16 protein-coding genes are annotated in these 21,902 nt (G+C 71.4%); 8 read left to right on the top strand and 8 right to left on the bottom strand.

Annotated elements, in window-relative coordinates; translation table 11 throughout:
• Positions 1-210: 210 nt before the first annotated feature.
• Positions 211-1,380 (top strand): PucR family transcriptional regulator, encoded by a 1,170-nt coding sequence (locus ACFQU4_RS27500; protein WP_377498211.1) that lies wholly within the window; start codon positions 211-213, stop codon positions 1,378-1,380.
• A 66-nt stretch (positions 1,381-1,446) separates the two neighbouring features.
• Here ACFQU4_RS27500 and lon read toward each other — a convergent pair whose 3' ends face one another.
• Positions 1,447-3,816: an endopeptidase La gene (gene lon, locus ACFQU4_RS27505; protein ID WP_377498213.1), complete on the bottom strand. Its 2,370-nt coding sequence runs from the start codon at positions 3,814-3,816 to the stop codon at positions 1,447-1,449.
• Positions 3,817-3,871: 55 nt separating this feature from the next.
• Complete coding sequence (locus ACFQU4_RS27510) at positions 3,872-4,768, bottom strand: helix-turn-helix transcriptional regulator (protein WP_377498215.1); 897 nt, start codon at positions 4,766-4,768, stop codon at positions 3,872-3,874.
• Positions 4,769-4,886: 118 nt separating this feature from the next.
• Here ACFQU4_RS27510 and ACFQU4_RS27515 point away from each other — a divergent pair, with 118 nt between their 5' ends.
• The 5 genes from ACFQU4_RS27515 (at position 4,887) to ACFQU4_RS27535 (ending at position 10,481) form a co-directional block, all read left to right on the top strand.
• A complete protein-coding gene (locus ACFQU4_RS27515; RefSeq protein ID WP_377498217.1) occupies positions 4,887-5,825 on the top strand; it encodes an SDR family oxidoreductase in 939 nt (312 codons plus the stop codon).
• 190 nt (positions 5,826-6,015) lie between these two features.
• Positions 6,016-6,975, top strand: coding sequence for an aldo/keto reductase (locus ACFQU4_RS27520; RefSeq protein WP_377498219.1), 960 nt, complete (start codon positions 6,016-6,018; stop codon positions 6,973-6,975).
• Between the two features lie 77 nt (positions 6,976-7,052).
• Positions 7,053-7,937, top strand: coding sequence for a hypothetical protein (locus ACFQU4_RS27525; protein ID WP_377498221.1), 885 nt, complete (start codon positions 7,053-7,055; stop codon positions 7,935-7,937).
• 126 nt (positions 7,938-8,063) lie between these two features.
• On the top strand, positions 8,064-9,629 hold the full coding sequence (locus ACFQU4_RS27530; protein ID WP_377498223.1) for a family 10 glycosylhydrolase: 1,566 nt from the start codon (positions 8,064-8,066) through the stop codon (positions 9,627-9,629).
• Between the two features lie 24 nt (positions 9,630-9,653).
• Complete coding sequence (locus tag ACFQU4_RS27535) at positions 9,654-10,481, top strand: hypothetical protein (RefSeq protein WP_377498225.1); 828 nt, start codon at positions 9,654-9,656, stop codon at positions 10,479-10,481.
• Positions 10,482-10,585: 104 nt separating this feature from the next.
• Here ACFQU4_RS27535 and ACFQU4_RS27540 read toward each other — a convergent pair whose 3' ends face one another.
• The 5 genes from ACFQU4_RS27540 to ACFQU4_RS27560 all read right to left on the bottom strand — a co-directional run bounded on the left by ACFQU4_RS27540 (position 10,586) and on the right by ACFQU4_RS27560 (position 14,393).
• Positions 10,586-11,224, bottom strand: a complete 639-nt coding sequence (locus ACFQU4_RS27540; protein ID WP_377498227.1) for a response regulator — start codon at positions 11,222-11,224, stop codon at positions 10,586-10,588.
• Positions 11,221-12,444: a sensor histidine kinase gene (locus tag ACFQU4_RS27545; protein WP_377498230.1), complete on the bottom strand. Its 1,224-nt coding sequence runs from the start codon at positions 12,442-12,444 to the stop codon at positions 11,221-11,223. The genes ACFQU4_RS27540 and ACFQU4_RS27545 overlap by 4 nt, the downstream gene beginning before the upstream one ends.
• Positions 12,398-12,871 (bottom strand): DUF2871 domain-containing protein, encoded by a 474-nt coding sequence (locus ACFQU4_RS27550; RefSeq protein ID WP_377498232.1) that lies wholly within the window; start codon positions 12,869-12,871, stop codon positions 12,398-12,400. The genes ACFQU4_RS27545 and ACFQU4_RS27550 overlap by 47 nt, the downstream gene beginning before the upstream one ends.
• A 101-nt stretch (positions 12,872-12,972) precedes the next feature.
• On the bottom strand, positions 12,973-13,635 hold the full coding sequence (locus ACFQU4_RS27555; RefSeq protein WP_377498234.1) for an MBL fold metallo-hydrolase: 663 nt from the start codon (positions 13,633-13,635) through the stop codon (positions 12,973-12,975).
• Positions 13,636-13,655: 20 nt separating this feature from the next.
• Complete coding sequence (locus ACFQU4_RS27560) at positions 13,656-14,393, bottom strand: maleylpyruvate isomerase family mycothiol-dependent enzyme (RefSeq protein ID WP_377498236.1); 738 nt, start codon at positions 14,391-14,393, stop codon at positions 13,656-13,658.
• 249 nt (positions 14,394-14,642) lie between these two features.
• On the opposite strand from ACFQU4_RS27560, the gene uvrA reads away from it, so the two are divergent.
• Positions 14,643-17,768: an excinuclease ABC subunit UvrA gene (gene uvrA, locus ACFQU4_RS27565; RefSeq protein WP_377498238.1), complete on the top strand. Its 3,126-nt coding sequence runs from the start codon at positions 14,643-14,645 to the stop codon at positions 17,766-17,768.
• A 612-nt stretch (positions 17,769-18,380) separates the two neighbouring features.
• Positions 18,381-21,476 carry a family 78 glycoside hydrolase catalytic domain gene (locus ACFQU4_RS27570; protein WP_377498240.1) on the top strand — a complete coding sequence of 1,032 codons (3,096 nt, stop codon included), beginning with the start codon at positions 18,381-18,383 and terminating at the stop codon, positions 21,474-21,476.
• Between the two features lie 13 nt (positions 21,477-21,489).
• On the opposite strand, the gene ACFQU4_RS27575 is transcribed toward ACFQU4_RS27570, so the two are convergent.
• Positions 21,490-21,894, bottom strand: coding sequence for a VOC family protein (locus tag ACFQU4_RS27575; RefSeq protein ID WP_377498242.1), 405 nt, complete (start codon positions 21,892-21,894; stop codon positions 21,490-21,492).
• Between the last annotated feature and the right edge of the window lie 8 nt (positions 21,895-21,902).

Raw genomic sequence — 21,902 nt, forward strand, 5'->3', positions numbered from 1 at the left:
ACCCTCGACATGATCACGACCGCGGTCAAGGATCGGCGAGCCCGCCCGCAGAGGTCACGGAAAGGTTTGTCACGTCCGACATGACCGGCTGTCCGCGGTCACAGCGGGCCCGGACTACGGCACGCGCAGCGCCCGGTGTTCGACCCCGCGTCGCAACGCTGCCATTCTGGTCGCGGGACTGGGGCACGATGCAGTCGGGAGGAACGGTTGATGAGCAACGCGCGAATCACGGAGGTCGCACAATGGCTTGAAGCGGGGGTGCCGCGGTTCGTCGAGGAGATCATCGCGGCGACCTTGGAGCAGATCCCGATCTACGGTCGGGAGAAGCTCGTCTCGCGGGACCAGTTGCGCCAGTCACTGGAACACAATCTGGGTTTTCTCGTCGCGGCACTCGGCCCTGAGGGCGGGCCGACCGATCTGACCGCGGCACGGGCGACGGGGCGTCGCCGGGCCGAACAGGGGATGCCGCTGCCGGAGGTCCTGCAGGTCTACCGGCTCGCGTACGCCATTCTGTGGCGGGCGTTGCTGGACGAGCGGCGCCGGTTCGCCACCGAGGCGTTGCTCGAGGCGGCCGGCACCATCTGGCGGGTGATCGACGAGACGTCGCTCGCCGTCACGGAGTCGTACCGGGAGACCACCGCCCAGCTGCTGCGGGCTCAGCAGCGTCGCCGGTCGGCGCTGGTGGAGGCGTTGCTGACCGGCGGACCCGGGTCGGCGGCCGGGCCCTGGGAGGCGGCGGCACTGCTCGGGCTGCCGCCCGACGGCCGGGCCGTGGTCGTGGTCGCCGAGACGCGCGGGCTCGCCGAGGAGAGCCTGCCCGAGATCGAGCGGCGGCTGGCCGCGGCCGGGATCGACTCCGGCTGGCGGCTCACGCCGTCGCTGCAGATGGGGGTCGTTGCGGTCAAGGACGGGCAGTACGAGCCGTTGCTGGAGATCCTGCGGACCTCGGCGGCGGCGCGGACCGGGGTGAGCCCGCTCTACCGGAAGCTCTCGGAGTCGCCGCGGGCGTTCCGGCTGGCCCGGGCAGCCCTGGTCATGCTGCCCTCCGAAAGCGCCGGCGTCCGGGTGTTCAGCCCGAGCCCGCTGGCCGCGCTGCTCGCCGCCGAACCGGCGGAGGGCGCCCGGCTGGCCGACCTGGTGCTCGGTCCGGTGCTGGCGCTGGGCAGCGAGGACCGCGATGTCCTGCTGGACACGCTGGAGGCCTTCGTGACCCATTCCGGGTCGGCCGAGAAGGCGGCCGCGGACCTGCACTGCCACGCCAACACGGTCCGCTACCGGCTTCGGCGGCTGCAGGAACTGACCGGCCGCTCGCCGTCCGATCCGCAGGATCTGACCGAGCTGACCGGTGCCCTCTATGCGGTACGGCACACGCCGCGCTGATCACCGGCCCGGAGACGGCGAACCCCCGGAGCCCATCGGCTCCGGGGGTTTCCTGCGTCCGGGGGATCAGGCAGCCCGGGTCTGGGCCTCCGCACCCGTGGTCTCGGCGGCCGCGACCGGGGTCAGGGCCGCGGCGACCAGCGTCGCCACGTCCGCCGTCGGCCGCACGTCCACCGTCTCCCGGACCTCGGCCGGCACGTCGTCCAGGTCCGGTTCGTTGCGCTGCGGCAGGAAGACCGTGGTCAGCCCGGCCCGCTGCGCGGCGAGCAGCTTCTGCTTGACGCCGCCGATCGGCAGCACCCGGCCGTTCAGGGTGACCTCGCCGGTCATCCCGACGTCGGACCGGACCGGTCGCCCGGTCGCCATCGAGGTGATCGCGGTGACCATCGTGACGCCCGCGGACGGGCCGTCCTTCGGCACCGCGCCGGCCGGCACGTGGATGTGGATCTGCTTGTCCAGCACCGACGGGTCGTCGATGCCGAGCTCGGCGGCGTGGGCCCGGACGTAGGAGAGGGCGATCTGCGCCGACTCCTTCATCACGTCGCCCAGCTGGCCGGTCAGGGTCAGCCCGGCCTTGCCCTCGACGGCGGTCGCCTCGATGTAGAGCACGTCACCGCCGAGCCCGGTCACCGCGAGCCCGGTCGCCACACCCGGCACCGAGGTCCGCTCGTGCGACTCCGGGGTGAACCGGGGCCGGCCCAGGAAGTCCTTCAGATCACCGAGATCGATGATCAGCTTCTCCGGGTCCCCCTCGTGTTCCAGACCCTCAGCGTCGGCCAGCTTCGTCGTCGCCTTCCGCAACGCCTTGGCCAGCAGGCGTTCCAGCTGCCGTACGCCCGGTTCGCGGGTGTAGTCGGCGGCGATCTCGCGGAGCGCCTCGTCGGTCAGGTCGACCTCGTCGGCGGTCAGCCCGGCCAGCTCCCGCTGCTTCGGCAGCAGGAAGTCGCGGGCGATCGCGATCTTGTCGTCGGCCGTGTAGCCGTCCAGAGTGATCAGTTCCATCCGGTCCAGCAGCGGCTGCGGGATGTTCTCGATCACGTTCGCCGTCGCCAGGAAGATCACGTCGGAGAGATCAAGATCGAAATCGAGGTAGTGATCACGGAAGGTGTGGTTCTGCGCCGGGTCGAGCACCTCCAGCAGGGCGGCGCTCGGGTCGCCCCGGTAGTCCGAGCCGACCTTGTCGATCTCGTCCAGCAGCACCACCGGGTTGAACGAGCCGGCCTCGCTGATCGCGCGGACCAGCCGGCCCGGCAGGGCGCCGACGTAGGTCCGCCGGTGGCCGCGGATCTCGGCCTCGTCGCGGACGCCGCCGAGCGCGACCCGGACGAACTTCCGGCCCAGTGCGCGGGCGATCGACTCGCCGAGCGAGGTCTTGCCGACCCCGGGCGGACCGGCCAGCGCCAGCACCGCGCCGGAACCACGGCCGCCGACCACGCTCAGGCCGCGCTTGGCCCGGCGAGACCGTACGGCGAGGTATTCGACGATCCGCTCCTTGACGTCCTCCAGCCCGTGATGATCATGATCGAGCACCTGCCGGGCTCCGGCCAGGTCCTCGGAATCGGTGGTGATCACGTTCCACGGCAGCTCCAGCACCGTGTCCAGCCAGGTCCGGATCCAGCCGGCCTCCGGGCTCTGGTCGCTGGACCGCTCCAGCTTGCCGACCTCGCGCAGCGCCGCCGTCCGTACCGCCTCGGGCAGGTCGGCCGACTCGACCCGGGTCCGGTAGTCCTCGGCGCCGTCCGGCTCGTCCTCGCCGAGCTCCTTGCGGATCGCGTTGAGCTGCTGCCGGAGCAGGAACTCGCGCTGGCTCTTCTCCATCCCCTCGCGGACGTCGTCGGCGATCTTGTCGTTCACCTCGACCTCGGCCAGGTGCTCCTTGGTCCACTCGATCAGCACGGTCAGCCGCTCGGCCACCGCCGGCGTCTCCAGCAGCTGCCGCTTCTGCTCGTCGGTGAAGTACGACGCGTAGCCGGCCAGGTCGGCCAGCGCGGACGGGTCGGTCACCCGGTTCACGGTGTCGATCACCTGCCAGGCGTCCCGCCGCTGCAGGCTGGCCACCACCAGCGAGCGGTAGTCGCTCGCCAGGGTCCGGATCTCCTCGGTGTCGGTGTCCTCCTCCGGCAGCTCCTCGGCCTCGACCCAGAGCGCCGCGCCCGGGCCGGACACGCCGGAGCCGATCTTGGCCCGCCGCTCGGCCCGGATCACCGCGGCGGACTCGCCGGTCTGCAGCCGGCCGGTCTGCACGATCGTCGCCACCACCCCGTACGAGGCGTAGCGGTCGTCCAGTCGGGGTGCCACCAGCAGGTGCCCGTCGCTGCTCGCGCGGGCCGTGTCGATCGCGGCGCGCGAGCTGTCGTCGAGCTCGATCGGGACGACCATGCCGGGCAGGACGACCAGGTCGTTGAGGAACAGAACGGGCAATTCAGTCGTCGTCATCTGAGTTCAGCCTCCAGTCATCGGTGACGCCCGACTCAACTTGAGCGTCATAGGCTCAAGGCATCTGGGGCCGGGTTTCTTCCGGGCGTTCTCCGTGAGCGAACGCGGCGGCCTCGGCGAGCTTCTGGGCGCCGATGACGGCGAGCAGCTGCAGCTTCTCGTGGCTCTCGCTGCCGGGGTGCGCGGTGTAGACGAGCAGGCGGTGCGACTGGTCCGGGTCGAGCAGGGACTGGCAGGTGAGCTCGAGGGCGCCGACCTCGGGATGGACGAAGTGCTTGACGTCGTTCGGCCGGATGCCGACCTCGTGGTCGTCCCAGACCCGCCGGAACTCCGCGCTCTCGGCCAGCAGCAGCTCGGCGTACTCGGCGGCGCGGGAGTCCGGGCCGCGCAGCGCCATCACCTGGCGCAGGCCGGCGGCGAACATGCGGCTGAGGAACGGGTGGTCCTCCGGTGCGTACCGGCGCCGGGTGTCGGGATCGGTGAACCAGCGGTAGCCGATGCTCCGGGCCGGGCCGCGGTAGCCGGTCGTGTCGCCGGTGAGCGCCACGCCGAGCGCGGTCTGCCGCAGCGTCTCGCCGAGCTCGGTGACGACCTCGGCCGGGGTGTCGTCGAGGCGGTCCAGGATGCGCAGCAGTCCGGGGCTGATGTGCTCGCTGGTCAGGCCGCGGGTGGGCGCGTGGTGCCCGGCCAGCCGGAACAGATGATCACGTTCGTCGATCGAGAGGTGGAGTCCCTGCGCGATCGAGGCGATCATCTGCTCGGACGGCTGCGGCCCGCGCTCCCGTTCGATCCGGGAGTAGTAGTCGGTCGACATGTGGCACAGCACCGCGACCTCCTCCCGGCGCAGGCCCTTGGTCCGGCGGCGCTGCCCGCGCGGGAGTCCGACGTCCTCCGGTTGCAGCAGTTCGCGGCGCCGGCGGAGGAACTCCGCGAGCCCGGTGCGGTCGATCACGTCGCCTCCCTCGGGTGGTTCCCCTTCTTTCTAGTGCCTCCGGGCCGTGGAAGCACGCGGCCAGCCTGGGATCGCCAGGCCGTGGATAAGGTCCCGCCGGTAGGTGAGGATCGAAGACATGAGAAGCATCGACATCACCGTCCCCGACCTGAGCGGGAAGCGCGCCGTCGTCACCGGCGCGAGTGACGGGATGGGTCTCGGGATGGCCGAGCGGCTGGCCGCGGCCGGCGCCGAGGTGATCCTGCCCGTCCGCAACGAGCGCAAGGGCGAGGCCGCGATCGGCACGATCCTGCGGTCCGTGCCCGGCGCGAACGTCTCGCTGCGTAGCCTCGACCTGTCCTCGCTGGCCTCGGTCGCGGCGCTCGGCGAGGTGCTCCGGGACGAGGGCCGGCCGATCCACCTCCTGATCAACAACGCCGGGGTGATGACGCCGCCGGACCGGCAGGCCACCGCCGACGGTTTCGAGCTGCAGTTCGGCACCAACCACCTCGGCCACTTCGCCCTCGTCGGGCACCTGCTCCCGCTGCTCCGGGACGGACAGGCCCGGGTCACCTCGCAGGTCAGCGTCGCCGCGGCGCGCGGCACGGTGAACTGGGACGACCCGAACTGGGAGCACTCCTACGACGGCATGCGGGCCTATCGGCAGTCCAAGATCGCGTTCGGGCTGTTCGGCCTGGAACTGGACCGCCGCAGCAGGGCCGAGGGATGGGGCATCTCCAGCAACCTCTCCCATCCCGGCGTCGCCCCGACCAGCCTGCTGGCCGCCCGGCCGGAACTCGGCCGCAGCCAGGACACGCTTCAGGTCCGGCTGATCCGGGCCCTGTCGGCCCGCGGCATCCTGGTCGGCACGGTCGAGAGCGCCAAGCTGCCGGCGCTGCTGGCGGCGACCGCTCCGGATTCCGAGGGCGGCACCTTGTACGGCCCCGGCGGCCCCGGCCATCTCGGCGGCCCGCCCGCACAGCAGCCGCTGTACCCGCCGTTGCGCAGCACCGCCGACGCGGAACGGGTCTGGCGGCTGTCCGAGGACCTGACCAAGGTGGCGATGCCGACCGGCTGAACCGGGATCTTGGGTGGATTTCCGCCGTGACTGACCGGCGGAAATTCACTCCGGAGCGGGCCGGTGGCAGGGACGTGGGATCGGTCTGGGATTCGGGGCGGAGATTGGCTCGTGCGGGCGGGCCGATCTGGTCGTAGGTTCGCCACTGGCGGGCCAGGCGGCCCGCCTCGGAGCGATAGACGGAGAAGCGATGCAATCGAGGAACTTCGGCCGATTGGGTACGGTCAGCGCCCTCACGCTGGGCGGCGGCGGGATCGGCGCGGTCTGGGGTCCGACTACCCGGGAGGAGTCGGTGGCGACGGTCCGGGCGGCGCTGGACGCCGGGATCACCCACCTGGACCTGGCCCCGACCTACGGCGAGGGCCACGAGGCCGAGCTGGTGGCCGGCGAGGCCCTGCGGCAGCAGCCGTCCGCGGACGTGTTGATCACGTCCAAGTTCGGCCTGCCGGACGACGACGAGACCGACCTGCCGGCCCGGATGCGGCAGAGTCTGCAGGACAGCCTGGCCCGGCTCGGCCGGGACCACCTGGACCTGTTCGTCTGGCACGCCCAGCTGCGGCCGGCTGACGGCCCCGCGACCGCACCGCGGACCACCGGCTGGCGGGTGTTCCGGGACGAGGTGGTGCCCGAGTTCGTCCGGCTGCGCGACGAGGGTCTGATCCGCGGCTGGGGCATCACCGGCGTCGGCTTCCCGTCCGCGGTGATCGAGACGCTCGGCACCGATCCGCGCCCGGACGGTGTCCAGGTGGTGGTGAACGCCCTCGACCGGAGCGGCGACATGTGGGTGTTCGGCGATCATGGAACGCCGGCCAACGGGGACATCGTGGCCGCGGCGCAGGCCGGCTCGGTGCCGGTGATCGGCATCCGCGCGGTCGCCGCCGGCTCGCTCACCGATTCGGTCGACCGTCAGGTCGCCGAGGACTCCGCGGTCGCGGTCGACTATGCCCGGGCCGAGGGATTCCGCCGGCTGGCGGCGGACCTGGGGGAGTCGGCGGCCTCGCTGGCGCACCGGTACGCGCTCTCGGTGCCGGGCGTGGCGACGGTCGTGCTCGGCGTCAAGAACCGGGACGAACTGGCCGAGTGCGTGGCGGCCGAGGAGCGTGGCCCGCTCGGCGCCGAGGAACTGGAGCAGCTCGCCAAGCTGCGCTGACGTCTGGTCGCGAAGCAGGGAGCCGTGACGTTGTTGATCATGGCGACGGGGCGGTCCTGCGATAGCCTGCCGCGATCATGGAGATCTGGAACGGGCCGCGGCGGGCGGCCGTCGTCGGGGCAGCGCTGGTCATGATCATCGTCGGAGCGGCGGCCTGCGCTCCGCCGGGGCCGGCACCCGCCGATCCGCCGACCGCCGGCGGGAGTGCGTCGCCGAGTTCCGCTCCGACGGCGACCCCGACCCCGGCCCCGCCGCCGCCCGCCGGAGCCGGGACGAGCTGTGGCCCGATCGGCCGCGGGCAGGTCGCGTTGGTGGCCCGTGGCGAGGCCGAGTGCGCGACGGTGGTCGCGATCATGAAGAAGTTCGTCGGTATGGATGACATCGGGATCGGCCAGACGATCAAGGTCGGTGGCTGGGGCTGTGCCGTCCTGGACGGCAGTTCCGGCCGATACACGACGATCTACACCCTGGCGTCCGAATGCTCCTCCGGGAAGAAGTTGATCAAGGCCTGGCCGGCCGACAGCCCGGTGCCGGCCGGGTCCCAGGTGGACGTGAAGCACTACGCCGGTACGTTCTCGGACGGCGGGTATCCGTACCACTTCTCGTCCAGCGGCGGCGGCTTCACCTGCGGGATCCGGCCGCCGTCGGACAAGGGTCCGGGCCACGTCGGCTGCCACGGCACGCTCCCGAAGGACGCGAAGGGCGAGGCTCCGGGCGGCGGGTCGGTGGCGGCCAACACGGTCGTCCTGACCCGGGACCGGAAAGCGCGGTTCGTGTTCTCCGGAGATCCGGCCTACCTGCGGACGGAAGGCTCCGGGTTCGCTCCGGCGAAACGGCTGCCGGTCGGGCAGGTGCTGGCGTTCTACGGCGTCGCCTGCAGCACCGGCCCGAAGGACTCCGTCCGCTGCGTCAACGGGAAGCACGCCTTCACCGTGCGGCCGGGCCAGGCGGAGCTCTCCTGACCCCGCTACGGAAACCCGTGCCTACGGACTGCCCGTAGAACCTTGACGCGACCAGACGCTGCCTGGTGAAATCTCCACAAATCCCAAGGGCGGGTGGCGCCGGGGATCGACAGGGGGAGGTCGATCTTGTCCAGCAGACGTTCAAGCATCGGTGCGGTCGCGGCGGCTCTGATCATGGCGATGGCACTCGCGGTCCCGATGGGGACCGCGGCCGCCGACACCGGTAAGCAGCAGTGGCGCGGCTACTGGGTCGATTCGTTCAACGCCGGCATCTACAACCCCGCGCAGGTGACCAAGCTGGTCGCCGACGCCCAGCGGGTCAAGGCCAACGCCCTGGTGGTCCAGGTCGGCCGTGAGACCGACTGCTTCTGCAACGACTCGGCCTTCCCGCGGACGCAGGCCGCCGGGGTCGATCCGGCTCCGTACGATCCGCTGACCGAGGTCATCGAGCAGGCCCACGCCGCCGGTCTCGAGGTGCACGCCTGGGTCAACTCGACCATCCTGTGGCGCAGCCTGACCCCGCCGACGGATCCCACTCACGCGTACCACGAGCACGGCGTCACGGCCACCGGCCGGGACCGCTGGATCAACCGCCGGGTGGACGGCGAAGAGGTGATGGCCAACCGGGTCTTCCTCGATCCGGCCAACCCGGACGCGGTCGACTACATGGTCGAGGGGATTGCCAGCATCGCCCGCAACTACGACGTCGACGGCGTCAACCTCGACTACATCCGCTACCCGGACTACAGCTCCGTGACCACGCACAGTGAATGGGGCTACAGCGAGACCTCGATCGCCAGGTTCCAGGCCGCGACCGGGCGCAGCGACGTCCCGGCGCCGGGCGACGCCCAGTTCTCCGACTGGCGGCGGGCCCAGGTGACGGCGTACGTGCGGAAGATCTATCTCTCCTTGTACGAGGTCGATCCGACGGTGCGGCTGTCCATGGACGGGATCACGTACGGCTACGGACCGCAGGGCACCGAGGGCGGCTACGAAAAGACCCGGACCTACTCGGAGGTGCTGCAGGACTGGCGGGGCTGGCTGGCCGAGGGAATCATGGACACCAACATTGCGATGAACTACAAGCGCGACAGCCGGGCCGACCAGACGGTGATGTTCGACCAGTGGAGCGAGTTCCTGGCGGACAACCAGGGCCGGCGCAGCTCCGTGAACGGGCCGGCACTCTATCTGAACTCCATCGAGGAGAGCCTCGCCCAGGCCCGGGACGCCCTCGCTCCGACGGCCGCCGGGAACCGGGTGATCGGCTGGTCCGGTTACTCGTACGCCAACGCGAGCGCGCTCGCCGTCTCCGATCCGACCCAGGCCGGGGCCCAGCGGGACGCGCTGGCCGACGCCCTGGCCGCCGACCTGTTCGCGGAGGAGGCGGCGGTCCCGGACATGCCGTGGAAGAGCCGGCCGACCAGGGGACACCTGCAGGGCCGGCTGGAGCTACGGGGCGGTGGCGTCCTTGATCAGGCCGAGGTGACCTTGACCAGCCTGTCCACCGGATCCAAGGTGGTCCGCCGCTCCGACGGCTCCGGCTGGTTCGGCTTCGTCGACGTCGAGCCGGGCCGCTATCTGGTGCGGGTCAAGCTGCCTTCCGGGGTGATCGGCGATCCCGTCACCACGGTCGAGGTCCGCAAGGGCCAGCTCGGCAGCGTCCGGCTCGGGCCGTTCCGGACCTTCGGCTGAACGGAATCTGGTAAACCGGACTCGGTGACTTCACTGGAACGAGTCCTCTGGATCGGCGGCCCGTCCGGCTCGGGCAAGACCACGACGGCACGCCTGTTGGCCCGGCGGCACGGGTTCCGCTGGCACAGCAGTGACACCAAGACCTGGGATCACCGGGACCGGGCCATCGCGGCCGGCGACCCGGTCGCGATCGAGTGGGAGTCCCTGACCGTCGCGGAACGGGACGCGCTGTCGATGGCGGAGCAGCGGCGGCTGGAGCACGACCGCAGCGGCCTGACCCTGGAGGACCTGGCGGCGCTGCCGGACCGCCCGTCGGTGATCACCGACGGCACCCCGTTCACGCCGGACCTGGTCGGCCCGGAGCCGATCAAACCGCCGGTGCACGCGGTCTGGCTGTTCGCCGACGCCCAGATCCGGAAGGCCCGGAACCACGGCCGCGGCTGGGGCGGCGCCGGCGGCCCGGCCGACCTCGACCGGGCGGCCCGGATCGCCGAGCAGGTCGAGGCCGTCGGCGGTACCAAGATCATCACCAATGATCATGAAACGGCCGAGCAGACCGTCGACGCGATCGAACGGGTCTGTGCGGACTGGCTTCATGATCAGGTACGGGCCACGACGACCGAGGAGCGGCGCGCCCTGATCCGGTACGGCAACGCCGCGATCGTCGGCCAGTACCGGGCCGGCCTGGCCCGCCCCTGGTCCACCACCCGGCCGGAGGAGATCGTCCGCGCCTTCGACTGCGAGTGCGCCGCCCCCGGCTGCACCGCCCTGATCGATCTCCGACTCACCGCGTTCCCGGATCCCTTCCTCCCGGACTCCCCACCGATCCTCGCCCCGGACCACCGACCCTGAACCCGGCCGCCGGCATCCCGGTGGCGGCGAGTGGACGCGTTGACCGGCTGAGCGGCGATCTTTCGGGTCAACCCGTCCACTCGGCGAGCGGGGTGGAAGGAGAGTCAGTCGAGGAGGCCGAGGTCGCGGGCGCGGGCCACGGCGCTGGTCCGGTTCGGCACTCCGAGTTTGGCGAAGATGTGGACCAGGTGGGTCTTCACCGTGGCCGGGGCGACGAACAGCCGGTCGGCGAGTTCGGTGTTGGTCAGGCCCGCGCCGAGCAGCCGGAGCACCGCGGCCTCCCGGTCGCTGAGCGCCGGCGTCGCTTCGCGGAGGGCGGCGGTGTAGCGGGCCGTCTGATGATCATCGAGCGTCAGCCGGCCGGTCACCGCGGCCTGCACGGCGGCGGCGATGTCGGCCGCAGTCGCGTCCTTCAGCAGGTAGCCGGCGGCACCGGCCTCGACGGCCCGCAGGATGTCGCGATCATGGTCGTACGTGGTCAGGATGATCACCGCCGGCGGATCGGGTTCCGCCCGGATCGCGCTGGTGACCGCCACGCCGTCGGGGCCGTCGCCGAGCCGGAGATCGCAGAGGACGACGTCCGGGGCCGACTCCCGGACCTGGCGCAGCGCCTCCGTGCCGGTCCCGGCCTCGCCGATGATCATGATCACCGGGCTGGCGCCGAGCATGGCGCGCAGGCCGGACCGGACCACGGGATGATCATCCACCAGCAGCACCCGGATCGGCGGTGGGTTCATGATCATGCTCCGGTCGAGGGGAGGTGGGCGGTCACGGTGCAGCCTGCGCCGGGCGCGGAGTCGAGGTCGAGCCGGCCGCCGAGTTCGGCGAGCCTGGCCCGCATCGCGCTCAGGCCGTAGCCGCCCTGCAGCGTCGGCGGCAGTTCCGGACCCGGCTCGAACCCGACGCCGTCGTCGGTCACCCGGAGCCGGACCGACTCGGCGGTCTGGGCCAGGTCGATCCGTACGGTCCCGGCGCCGGCGTGACGGCGTACGTTGGCGAGCGCGCTCTGGGCGACCCGGAGCAGCGCGACCTGCTGGCTCATCGGCAGCCGGACCGCGTCGGCCCGGACCTCGGCCGCCGTGCCGGTCTGCTCGGTCAGTTCCGCGGCGAGCCGGCGCAGGGCCGCGGGCAGGGTGTCGTCCTCCAGCGATGCCGGCGCCAGGTCGCGGACCAGTCGCCTGGCCTCGGTCAGGTTGTCGCAGGCCACCGCCTCGATCTGGCCGAGCAGTCCGTCCCGCTGGTCGGCGGGCGCGGTCTGGCCGGCCCGGGACAGCATGACGATCGAGGACAGCCCCTGGCTGATCGTGTCGTGCAGGTCGCGGGAGAGCCGGGTCCGCTCGGCCAGTCCGCCCGCGATCCGCTGGCTGTCCGCGAGTTCCTCGGCCAGCCGGGCCGTCTCCTCGTTGGCCCGGACCAGCGAGGAGACCAGCCGCCGCTGTTCCCGGGCGTCGCGGGCCAGCTGGAGGACGCCGCGAGCCAGCCCGATCGCGAAGCAGCCGCCCACCAGCGGGCCGATCACGCCGGCATAGCTCGGCGTACCGAACTCGAGCCACGGTCGGCCGACCACCACGACCAGCACCAGCACGCCGACCGGCACCGCAGCCCGGAGCGGCAACAGGTGCCCGATCAGCAGCCAGAGCAGGAAGGCCAGCCAGACGAACTCGGCCGACGCTGCGACCAGGCCGCACCAGATCAGGACCAGCCCGGCCAGCCACCAGGTCCCGGCGGCGGGCCGGACCCGGCGGACCAGAGCCGGGCCGAGGGCGTACCAGGTCAGGAAGACCAGAGCGCCGCCGACCGTCAGCGCCGGCAGCGCACCCAGCCCGACCGCGCGCACGGTGCAGACCACGAGCAGCGCGACTGTGATCAGGTGCTGGCCGACCCGGACCGCGACCAGCGTCGCCGACGGGTCCGGCTCAGGCCCGTGCGCCACCGGTCTGCGGATCCAGGACGGCAGGTGCATGGGGACCATCCTCCCGCTCGGCGGCCAGCACCGCCCGGCGCAGGACCAGGAAGAGCAGCACGAACGCGACCGTGAGCAGGATGTGGCCGAGGCCGGAGCCACCGGCGATCGCCGGGCTGGTCGCCAGCGGATGGCCGAGCACCTGCAGGACGCCCTTGCCGATCAGGCCGGCGCCGGTCAGGGCCAGTCCGGTGTTCCAGAGCCGGAGGAACCAGCGGAACCTTCGGTCGGCGGCCAGTCGGAACACCCGGGTCAACGGCAGCAAGATCAGGAAGACCAGGGTGCCGAGCACCAGGAGGTGGGCGTGCGCGACGGCGAGCTGGGTGTCGCCGGTGAACTTGTTGATCTTGGTGAACTCGCGGTAGAACAGGCCGCTGGCCAGGCCGAGCCCGGTCCAGACCACGGTGGCGACGTACAGCGGACGCATGATGACCACTCCTCGTGAACGCTGATGGGAGTGATCACGCTAGGCGGCGGAGTGCGGCGCCGATGCCGCCGCGGGTCAACCGAAAGGTGGAGTTCGGGCGGTCACCAGCCGCGGGCGCGCCATTCGCCGAGCTGCGGGCGTTCGGCGCCGAGGGTGGTGTCGTCGCCGTGGCCGGGATGGACCTCGGTCGCGTCCTCGTACGCCCCGAAGATCTTGGTTTCGAGATCGTCCATCAGGGAGGCGAAGTCGGCCGGGCTGCCGGTCTTGCCGGGCCCGCCGGGGAAGAGGCTGTCGCCGGTGAACAGGTGATCGACTCCGCCCGGTCCCCGGTACGCCAGCGCGATCGACCCGGGCGTGTGGCCGACCAGTCCGATCACCGTCAGCGACTCCTCGCCCAGTGCCACCGTGTCGCCGTCCCAGACGCCGGTCAGTTCCTCCACCCAGGCGCCGGTGGCGATCGCGTCCTGGTCCGGCCGGCCGCAGATCAGCTGGGACCGGGTGGCCTCGGCGACGTCGGACAGCGCCTGCCAGTGATCTTGGTGCCGGTGCGTGGTGACGATGGTGTCCGGGGCCTGGTCACCGATCAACTCCAGCAGCCGGTCGGCGTCGTTGGCGGCGTCGATCAGCACCGAGCCGCCGGGGCCGCGGAGCAGGTAGGCGTTGTTGTCCATCGGCCCGACCGAGAGTTTGATCATGGTCACGGTCTCGGACAGTCGGGTGGTGACCGGCGGGCCGCCGGGCGTGACGTGGTTCGGGCCAGACATCGATGGATCCCCCTCGGTGATCAGAATGCGGGCAGGGTGAGCCCCTCCGCGCCGGTGACCTGGTCGGCACCGGACCGGCCGGTCAGCCAGCCCAGCAGCGCCGCTGCCGTACCGCGGACTTCGCGGGGCTCGCCGTCCGACCCGACGGCGACCGTTGCGCCGCCGTCGACGATCAGGGACAGGCTCGGGACGCCGTCCCGGGTCCGCAGCCGCAGCGAACACCATTCCAGGATCCAGGCGGCGACCGTCTCGTCGACCTGGTCGAGTTCGTAGCCGACGTCGAGGTCGACGTGATGCAGTACCACCTCGGTCAGCCGGGCCAGCGGCAGCAGCCGGGCCGGAACCTTGGTGCCGCCGCGCAACTCGACCGACTCCGCCCACTTGCCGGCGGCGTCGACCTCCTCCATCCGTTCCCAGAGCTGTTCGGCGGCGGTGTCGAGGTCGATCTGCAGGTCCAGGCCGGACCGCCCGGCGCCGGCCTCGATCTCGGCGTCGCGGTCCTCGTTCGAGGCGTACATCTTGCCGGGGGTGCCACTCGCCGCACCGCTGAGCAGGCGACCGAGCGCGTCGGCCTGGCGGGCGACATGGGTGGCCACGTGGCCGCGGGACCAATCGGGCAGCCGACTCGGCCCGCGCCAGTCGTCGTCGCCGACGGCGATGGTGCCGCCGAGCAGCCGTGCCGTGGCCGCCGACAGCAGCCCGCGCAGGGTTTCCAGTTGGTCGGCGGCCGGATCGCCGGCGGTGCCCGCGGAAGTCATGCTCAATAACCTACTGCGGTTGGCTCGGCGGCGGTCCTGTGAGGGGCGGTCGGGGGATCTGGAGGGGGTCGTCCCGCTTCACCCAATAAGGCAGCGCCTGTCCGTTCGCGGAGCGGAGCGGGGGATCTGAAGGGGGTCGTCCCCCTTCACCCAATAGGGCAGCGCCTGTCCGTTCGCGGAGCGGAGCGGGGGATCTGAAGGGGGTCGTCCCCCTTCACCAAATGAGGACTGTCAGTGGGCGGGCATAGCATGACCGACGTGGCTGATCGACTCATGATCCGTGGTGCTCGCGAGCACAATCTGCGCAACATCTCCCTGGACCTTCCGCGTGATGCGCTGATCGTGTTCACGGGCCTGTCCGGCTCCGGAAAATCGAGTCTCGCCTTCGACACGATCTTCGCCGAGGGACAGCGTCGTTACGTGGAGTCGCTGTCGGCGTACGCGCGCCAGTTCCTCGGACAGATGGACAAGCCGGACGTCGACTTCATCGAGGGGCTGTCGCCGGCGGTCTCGATCGACCAGAAGTCGACCAACCGGAACCCGCGATCGACGGTGGGCACGATCACGGAGGTGTACGACTACCTCCGGCTGCTCTACGCCCGGGCCGGCCGGCCGCACTGCCCAGTCTGCGGCGAGCCGATCAGTCGGCAGAGTCCGCAGCAGATCGTGGACCGGCTGATGGACCTCGAGGACGGCACCCGGTTCCAGGTGCTGGCCCCGGTGGTGCGCGGCCGCAAGGGTGAGTACGTGGAGCTGTTCCGGCAGCTGGCCAGCCAGGGCTTCGCCCGGGCCCGGGTGGACGGCGAGACCGTACAGCTGACGGCTCCGCCGACCCTGGACAAGCAGAAGAAGCACGCCATCGACGTGATCGTCGACCGGGTGGCGGTCAAGGCGTCGGTGAAGCAGCGGCTGACCGACTCGGTGGAGACGGCGCTCGGGCTGGCCCAGGGCGTGGTGTCGATCGACTTCGTCGACCTCGACGCGTCCGACCCCAACCGGGAGCGCCGCTACTCGGAGAAGATGGCCTGCCCGAACGAGCACGACATCGCGATCGAGGAGCTGGAGCCGCGGCAGTTCTCGTTCAACGCGCCGTGGGGTGCCTGCCCCACCTGCTCCGGCATCGGCACCCGGATGGAGGTCGATCCGGAGCTGGTCGTGCCCGATCCGGAGAAGAGCCTCTCCGAGGGCGCGATCGCGCCGTGGTCGTCGGCCCACATCGCGGACTACTTCATCCGGCTGATCGACGCCCTGGCCGAGCAGGCGGGCTTCAGCACGGACACGCCCTGGGGCGAGCTGCCGGTCCGGGTGAAGAAGCTGCTGCTGCACGGCGTACCGGGCCAGCTGCAGGTCCGCTACAAGAACCGGTACGGGCGGGAGCGCAGCTACAACGCGAAGTACGAAGGCGTCATCTCCTACATCGAGCGGCGGCACGCCGAGGCGGAGAGCGACACGTCGCGGGACCGGTTCGCCGGCTACATGCGCGAGGTGCCGTGCAACGCCTGCGACGGCGCCCGGCTGAAGCCGTCGTCGCTGGCGGTGACGGTCGGCGACAAGAACATCGCCGAGGTGTCGGCGATGTCGATCGACGAGGCGGCGGCGTTCCTGTCCGGCCTCGAGCTGACCGCGCGGGAGCGGCAGATCGCCGAGCGGGTGCTGAAGGAGATCAACGAGCGGCTCCGGTTCCTGCTCGACGTCGGTCTGGACTATCTGTCGTTGAGCCGGCCGACCGGCAGCCTGTCCGGCGGCGAGGCGCAGCGGATCCGGCTGGCGACCCAGATCGGTTCCGGCCTGGTCGGTGTGCTGTACGTGCTGGACGAGCCGAGCATCGGGTTGCACCAGCGGGACAACCGGCGGCTGATCGACACCCTGGTCCGGCTGCGCGACCTGGGCAACACGCTGATCGTCGTCGAGCACGACGAGGACACCATCCGGACCGCGGACTGGGCGGTGGACATCGGCCCGGGCGCGGGGGAGCACGGCGGTCACGTCGTGGTGTCCGGCACGGTGCAGGAACTGCTGGAGAGCGAGGACTCGCTGACCGGCGCGTACCTGTCCGGTCGCCGCGCCATCCCGCTGCCGGCGCAGCGGCGGGCCCAGCTCGACGATCGCATGATCACCGTGCACAACGCGGTCGAGCACAATCTGAAGGACGTCACGGTCTCGTTCCCGCTGGGGCAGTTGATCGCGGTGACCGGGGTGTCCGGCTCGGGCAAGTCGACCCTGGTGAACTCGATCCTCTACACGTCGCTGGCGAAGCGGATCTACAACGCCCGCGAGGTGCCGGGCCGGCACCGGACGATCACCGGCGCCGACAACATCGACAAGGTGATCCACGTCGACCAGTCGCCGATCGGCCGGACGCCGCGGTCCAACCCGGCCACGTACACCGGGGTCTTCGACAGCGTCCGGAAGCTCTTCGCCGAGACCCCGGAGGCGAAGGTCCGCGGCTACCAGCCGGGCCGGTTCTCCTTCAACGTGAAGGGCGGCCGGTGCGAGAACTGCGCCGGCGACGGCACGATCAAGATCGAGATGAACTTCCTGCCGGACGTGTACGTGCCGTGCGAGGTGTGCCACGGCGCTCGCTACAACCGGGAGACGCTCGAGGTCCACTACAAGGGCAAGACGATCTCCGAGGTGCTGGACATGCCGATCGAGGAGGCGGTGGACTTCTTCGCCGCGCTGCCGTCGATCAACCGGCACCTGAAGACGCTGCTCGACGTCGGCCTCGGCTACGTCCGGCTGGGCCAGCCGGCGCCGACCCTGTCCGGCGGTGAGGCGCAGCGGGTGAAGCTGGCGAGCGAGCTGCAGAAGCGGTCCACCGGCCGCACCATGTACGTGCTGGACGAGCCGACCACCGGCCTGCACTTCGAGGACATCCGGAAGCTGCTCGGCGTGCTCGGCCGCCTGGTCGACGCCGGCAACACCGTGGTGGTGATCGAGCACAACCTCGACGTGATCAAGACCGCCGACTGGATCATCGACATGGGACCGGAGGGCGGTTCGCGCGGCGGTACGGTGATCGCCGAGGGCACCCCGGAGCAGATCGCCGCCCACCCGTCCTCGCACACCGGCGCCTTCCTCTCGCACATCCTCGACGGCCGCCACGTCCCGGTCGGCGGTGAGCTGCAGCCGGACATCTTCACGGCCGCCGCCACCACGAACCGTCGTGCGACGACCAAGCCGGCGACGAAGAAGAAGGCCGTGGCGAGGAAGGCGGTCGCCAAGAAGTCGGCCGCGGGGACGAGGACGACCGGCTCCACGAAGACGGCCGCCACCGCGACGACTGCGGCGAAGAAGACGGCCACCGCGAAGAAGACGACAGCGAAGAAGACGACGGCGAAGAAGAGCACCGCGAAGAAGACCTCGCGCCGCTGACCTCGGCGGCACCGAACGGACTTTGATCACCGGCGGCCGGACCGCCGGTGATCATCGCGCCCCCTCGACTTCCGCATCCGCGACTCCTGCTCGCGTCCGCGACCGTTGCATCGGTCGCGGTTGGGTGGAACGGTCGCGCTTGGGCGTGGAGTGGGAGTGAGGCGCGCCTCCCTCGGCTTTCGCGTCCGCGGCCCTTGTTCGTATCCGCGACAGGCGTATCGGTCGCGCTTGGATGGAACGGTCGCGGTTGGGCGCGGGAGGATGGCGCGCGTCCCTTGGCTTTCGCGTCCGCGACTCTTGCTCGTATCCGCGACTGGTGTATCGGTCGCGGTTGGGTGGAGCGGTCGCGGTTGGGGCGTGGAAGGAGGGCTCGCGTCCCTTGGCTTTCGCGTCCGCGACCCCTGCTTGCATCCGCGACCCCTGCCCGCGTCCGCGACCCCTGCTCGCGTCCGCGACCGTTGCATCGGTCGCGGTTGGGTGGAACGGTCGCGGCTGCGGAGGGCGGCGCCGGGCCCGGTGGGTCGGGGGACATGGATGATCGTTGTCACTGGTGATCGCGCCGTGCCGCTGTGAGATTGGGAAGCTCCGAGGGGGTTCGAACGAGGAGCGGGTGTGCGCAACGTCAAGCGGCGGAGCTTTCTGACCGGGGCCACGGCGATGGCCGCAACGACGGCGGCGGTGGGGCGGGCCGCGGCTGATGATCGGAACTGGGCGGGGCGGGGGCTGTTGCCGTACCGGCTCAGCACGGATCACCTCGTCGACCCGCTGGGGATCGACGGCCTGGAGCCCCGGTTCGGCTGGCGGCTGGCGGGATCCGGCACGGACCGGCGGCAGACGGCGTACCGGATCCGGGTCAGCGCCGATGATGATCATGAGCCGGTCTGGGATTCCGGGCGGGTCGAGTCGGGGGACCAGCACGGGATCGGGTACGGCGGGCCGGAGCTCCGGCCGCGGACCCGCTACACCTGGTCGGTCCGGGTCTGGGACGAAGACGGCCGGACCGGGCCGTGGAGCCGTACCGCCTGGTTCGAGACCGGACTGCCGGCCGGCGAACCGTGGGGCGCGCAGTGGATCGGCAGCGGGATCGAGCTGCCGCACCCGACCCGCACGTTGCCGCCGGCCGAGTACGTCGCCGAACCGATCACCGGGCACACCCTGGGTCAGACGTTCAAGACGGCCGGGCCGATCGTCGGCGTCGCGATCCTGGTCCAGGCCGAGGGTGACGAACCGGCCTCGGTCACGCTGCGCCTCCTCGCCGGCGGACCGGACGGCGACCACCTCGCGACCGCGGAGGTGAAGGGCCTGGCCGGCGATACCGCGGCCACCCTCGACCTTGATCAACAACGGCCGGCCGGCACCTACTATCTGGAGGCGACGTCGGACAGCCCCGGCTTGACCTGGGCGAGCGCGGACGGCGACCCGGAGTCCGGGCGGCCGTCGCCCTACGCCGACGGCGCGGCCTTCACCGACGGTGAGGAGCAGCCGCTGCGCGACCGCTGGCTGTACGGCCTCCCGCCGGACCCGCCCGCCGATCCGTTGCTGCGCACGGCCTTCGAACTGCCGCAGCCGCCGGCCCGGGCCCGGCTGTACCTGATCGGCCTCGGCCACGGCCGGGCCATGATCAACGGGCACCGGGTCGACGATGCGGCGCTGTCGCCGCCGGCCACCGACTTCGACCGGCGACTGCTCGCCACCACCCACGACGTGACCGCGCTGCTGCGGGACGGCGGCAACGTGCTCGGGGTCGCCCTGGGCCGCGGCTTCTTCGGCACCCGGGCCCCCGACTCGGACGGCAGCAACCTCTACCCGTGGACCGGTGAGCCGCGGCTGCTGGCCCTGCTCGAGGCCGAGCTGCCCGACGGGACCATGATCACGATCGGCAGCGGCCCGGACTGGCGGCTGACCGACGGGCCGGTCCGGTACGAGGGCGTCTACACCGGCGAGACGTTCGACGCGCGGCGGGAAGCCGCGCTGGCCGGCTGGTCCGAACCGGGCTTCGACGACGCCGACTGGACCGCCGCCGTGATCATGGAATCACCGGGCGGCCGGATCGAGTCCTATCCCCAGCAGCCGATCCGCTCCGACCGGCCGCTGCGGCCGATCAAGATCACGGAACCGGAGCCCGGCGCCCTGCTGTACGACTTCGGCGTGGTGACGACCGGCCGGGTCCGGCTCCGCGGCCGGCTGGCCCGCGGCACCAAGATCACGCTCCAGTACAGCGAGAAGCTCGGCGCCGGCGGCCGGATCGAACTCGGCGCCCCGGCCGGCGTACGGAACCCGTCGGTGACCGGCCGCCACCAGCGCGACGAGTATGTCGCCGCCGGCGGCCCGGTGGACTGGCAGCCGTGGTTCACGTACGAAGGCTTCCGGTACGTCGAGGTGACCGGCGGCGACCGGTCGCTCCGGGTCGAGGCGGTGCCGGTGCACAGCGACCTGGACCGGACCATGCGGCTCCGGGTGGCCGAGCCGGTGCTGCAGTGGATCGTCGACGCGACGCTGCGGACCTACCTCAACGCACTGCACGGCCAGCCAGACGTCGCGCCGATGTACACGAAGCTGGCCTGGCTCGGCCAGCCGCGGCTGGCCAGCGCCACGCTGCTGAACGGCTTCGACAGCGCCGGCTGGCTGGCCAAGTGGCTGGAGGACATCCGGCGGTCCCAGGGCGAGTCCGGTGCGCTCGGCATCGTCGCCCCGCTCGGTCCGTTCCCGCCGGACTTCCCGATCTCCCCGTCGGTCACCGGCAGCTACCTGCAGCTGATCCGGCAGCACTGGGAGCACTACGGCGACCGCAGCCTGGTGCTGCACCACCTGCCCGCCGTCCGGCGCTACGTCACCTGGCTGCTCGCCGGCGTCGAGGCGCAGGGCGGGCTGGCGATGGACGTCTTCGCCGACTGGTACCCGCCGGACAACGACCACAATCCCCGGCCACCCGAGGGCGGTCAGCTGGTCGGCACCGCGTACGTGATCGAGAGCCTTCGTGATCTTGCGACGCTGACCGCCCTGGCCGGCGAGACCGAAGAGGCCGCGGAGTGGCGGGCCAAGGCCGAGCGGCTGACCGACCGGTTCAACGAGGCCTTTCTGGACCGGGACGCCGGCCTCTACCGGACCTCGGAGACCAAGGACTATCGGCAGGCCAGCAACGCCATCCCGCTCGCTCTTGATCTTGTTCCCGCCGAGTACGTGGAGCGGGTGGCGGCCCGCCTCGCCCGTGACGTCGAAGATCACGATCGGCACCTGAACACCGGCTCGTTCGGCACCTGGGCGCTGCCGTACGCCCTTTCCGATCATGGAAACGCGGACCTGGCGCTGGCCGTGCTCGGGCAGCACAGCTACCCGGGCTTCGGCTTCTGGCGCAGCCTCGGCGGTACGACCCTGTGGGAGACCTGGGAGACGGACTCGCGCGGCCACCAGGACCCGACCCTGTCCGGCCCCGTCCAGTGGCTCCTGGAACGGGTGCTCGGCCTGGAACTGCTGCGGCCGGGCTGGTCCCGGTTCCGGGTCGCACCCCGAGCCTTCGGCGACCTGCCGTCGGCCTCGGTCGAACTCGACACGGTGCGCGGCCGGATCGCGGTCGGCTGGGAGCGGAGGAAGGGCAGGCTCAGCCTGACCGTGCAGGTCCCGGTCAACGCCGTCGCCGAGGTGTCCCTGCCCGGGCAGCAACCGCGCGAGCTCGGCTCCGGCCGGCACCGCCTCACGACCGAACGGTGATCAGGAACGGCACTCAGAAGTCGCGGGAGGAGAGCACGCAGAACTCGTTGCCCTCCGGGTCGGCGAGCACGGTCCAGCTCACCGAGTCGTCCTGACCGATCTCGGCGCGGGTCGCGCCGAGCTGTTCCAGCCGGGCGATCTCGGCGTCCCGGTCCTGGCTGGTGTGCGGGGCGAGGTCGAGGTGGATCCGGTTCTTGACCGTCTTCGGGTCGGTCACCCGGACGAACACCAGGCCGGGCGGCAGCCGCTCCCACGGAACGGCCCGGGCTTCCTCCTCGCTGCCGAGGTAACCCGGGACGAGCACGACCTCGTCGTCCGCCTCGTACACCTTCTGCCAGCCGATCGCCTCCGCCCACCACGCCGCCAACGAGCGTGGGTCGGGGGTGTCGATCACGTTGCTGTACCAGCGCAGCACCATTTCGGTCT

Source organism: Microlunatus sp. GCM10028923 (genome assembly GCF_042666975.1).
Classification (GTDB): Bacteria; Actinomycetota; Actinomycetes; order Propionibacteriales; family Propionibacteriaceae; genus Microlunatus.

Excerpts from the sequence above, each read along its gene's own strand:
- ACFQU4_RS27500 (WP_377498211.1), top strand. The coding sequence starts at position 211 with ATGAGCAACGCGCGAATCACGGAGGTCGCACAATGGCTTGAAGCGGGG.
- lon (WP_377498213.1), bottom strand. The coding sequence starts at position 3,816 with ATGACGACGACTGAATTGCCCGTTCTGTTCCTCAACGACCTGGTCGTC.
- ACFQU4_RS27515 (WP_377498217.1), top strand. The coding sequence starts at position 4,887 with ATGAGAAGCATCGACATCACCGTCCCCGACCTGAGCGGGAAGCGCGCC.
- ACFQU4_RS27520 (WP_377498219.1), top strand. The coding sequence starts at position 6,016 with ATGCAATCGAGGAACTTCGGCCGATTGGGTACGGTCAGCGCCCTCACG.
- ACFQU4_RS27525 (WP_377498221.1), top strand. The coding sequence starts at position 7,053 with ATGGAGATCTGGAACGGGCCGCGGCGGGCGGCCGTCGTCGGGGCAGCG.
- ACFQU4_RS27540 (WP_377498227.1), bottom strand. The coding sequence starts at position 11,224 with ATGATCATGAACCCACCGCCGATCCGGGTGCTGCTGGTGGATGATCAT.
- ACFQU4_RS27545 (WP_377498230.1), bottom strand. The coding sequence starts at position 12,444 with ATGCACCTGCCGTCCTGGATCCGCAGACCGGTGGCGCACGGGCCTGAG.
- ACFQU4_RS27550 (WP_377498232.1), bottom strand. The coding sequence starts at position 12,871 with ATGCGTCCGCTGTACGTCGCCACCGTGGTCTGGACCGGGCTCGGCCTG.
- ACFQU4_RS27555 (WP_377498234.1), bottom strand. The coding sequence starts at position 13,635 with ATGTCTGGCCCGAACCACGTCACGCCCGGCGGCCCGCCGGTCACCACC.
- ACFQU4_RS27560 (WP_377498236.1), bottom strand. The coding sequence starts at position 14,393 with ATGACTTCCGCGGGCACCGCCGGCGATCCGGCCGCCGACCAACTGGAA.
- uvrA (WP_377498238.1), top strand. The coding sequence starts at position 14,643 with ATGACCGACGTGGCTGATCGACTCATGATCCGTGGTGCTCGCGAGCAC.
- ACFQU4_RS27575 (WP_377498242.1), bottom strand. The coding sequence starts at position 21,894 with ATGGTGCTGCGCTGGTACAGCAACGTGATCGACACCCCCGACCCACGC.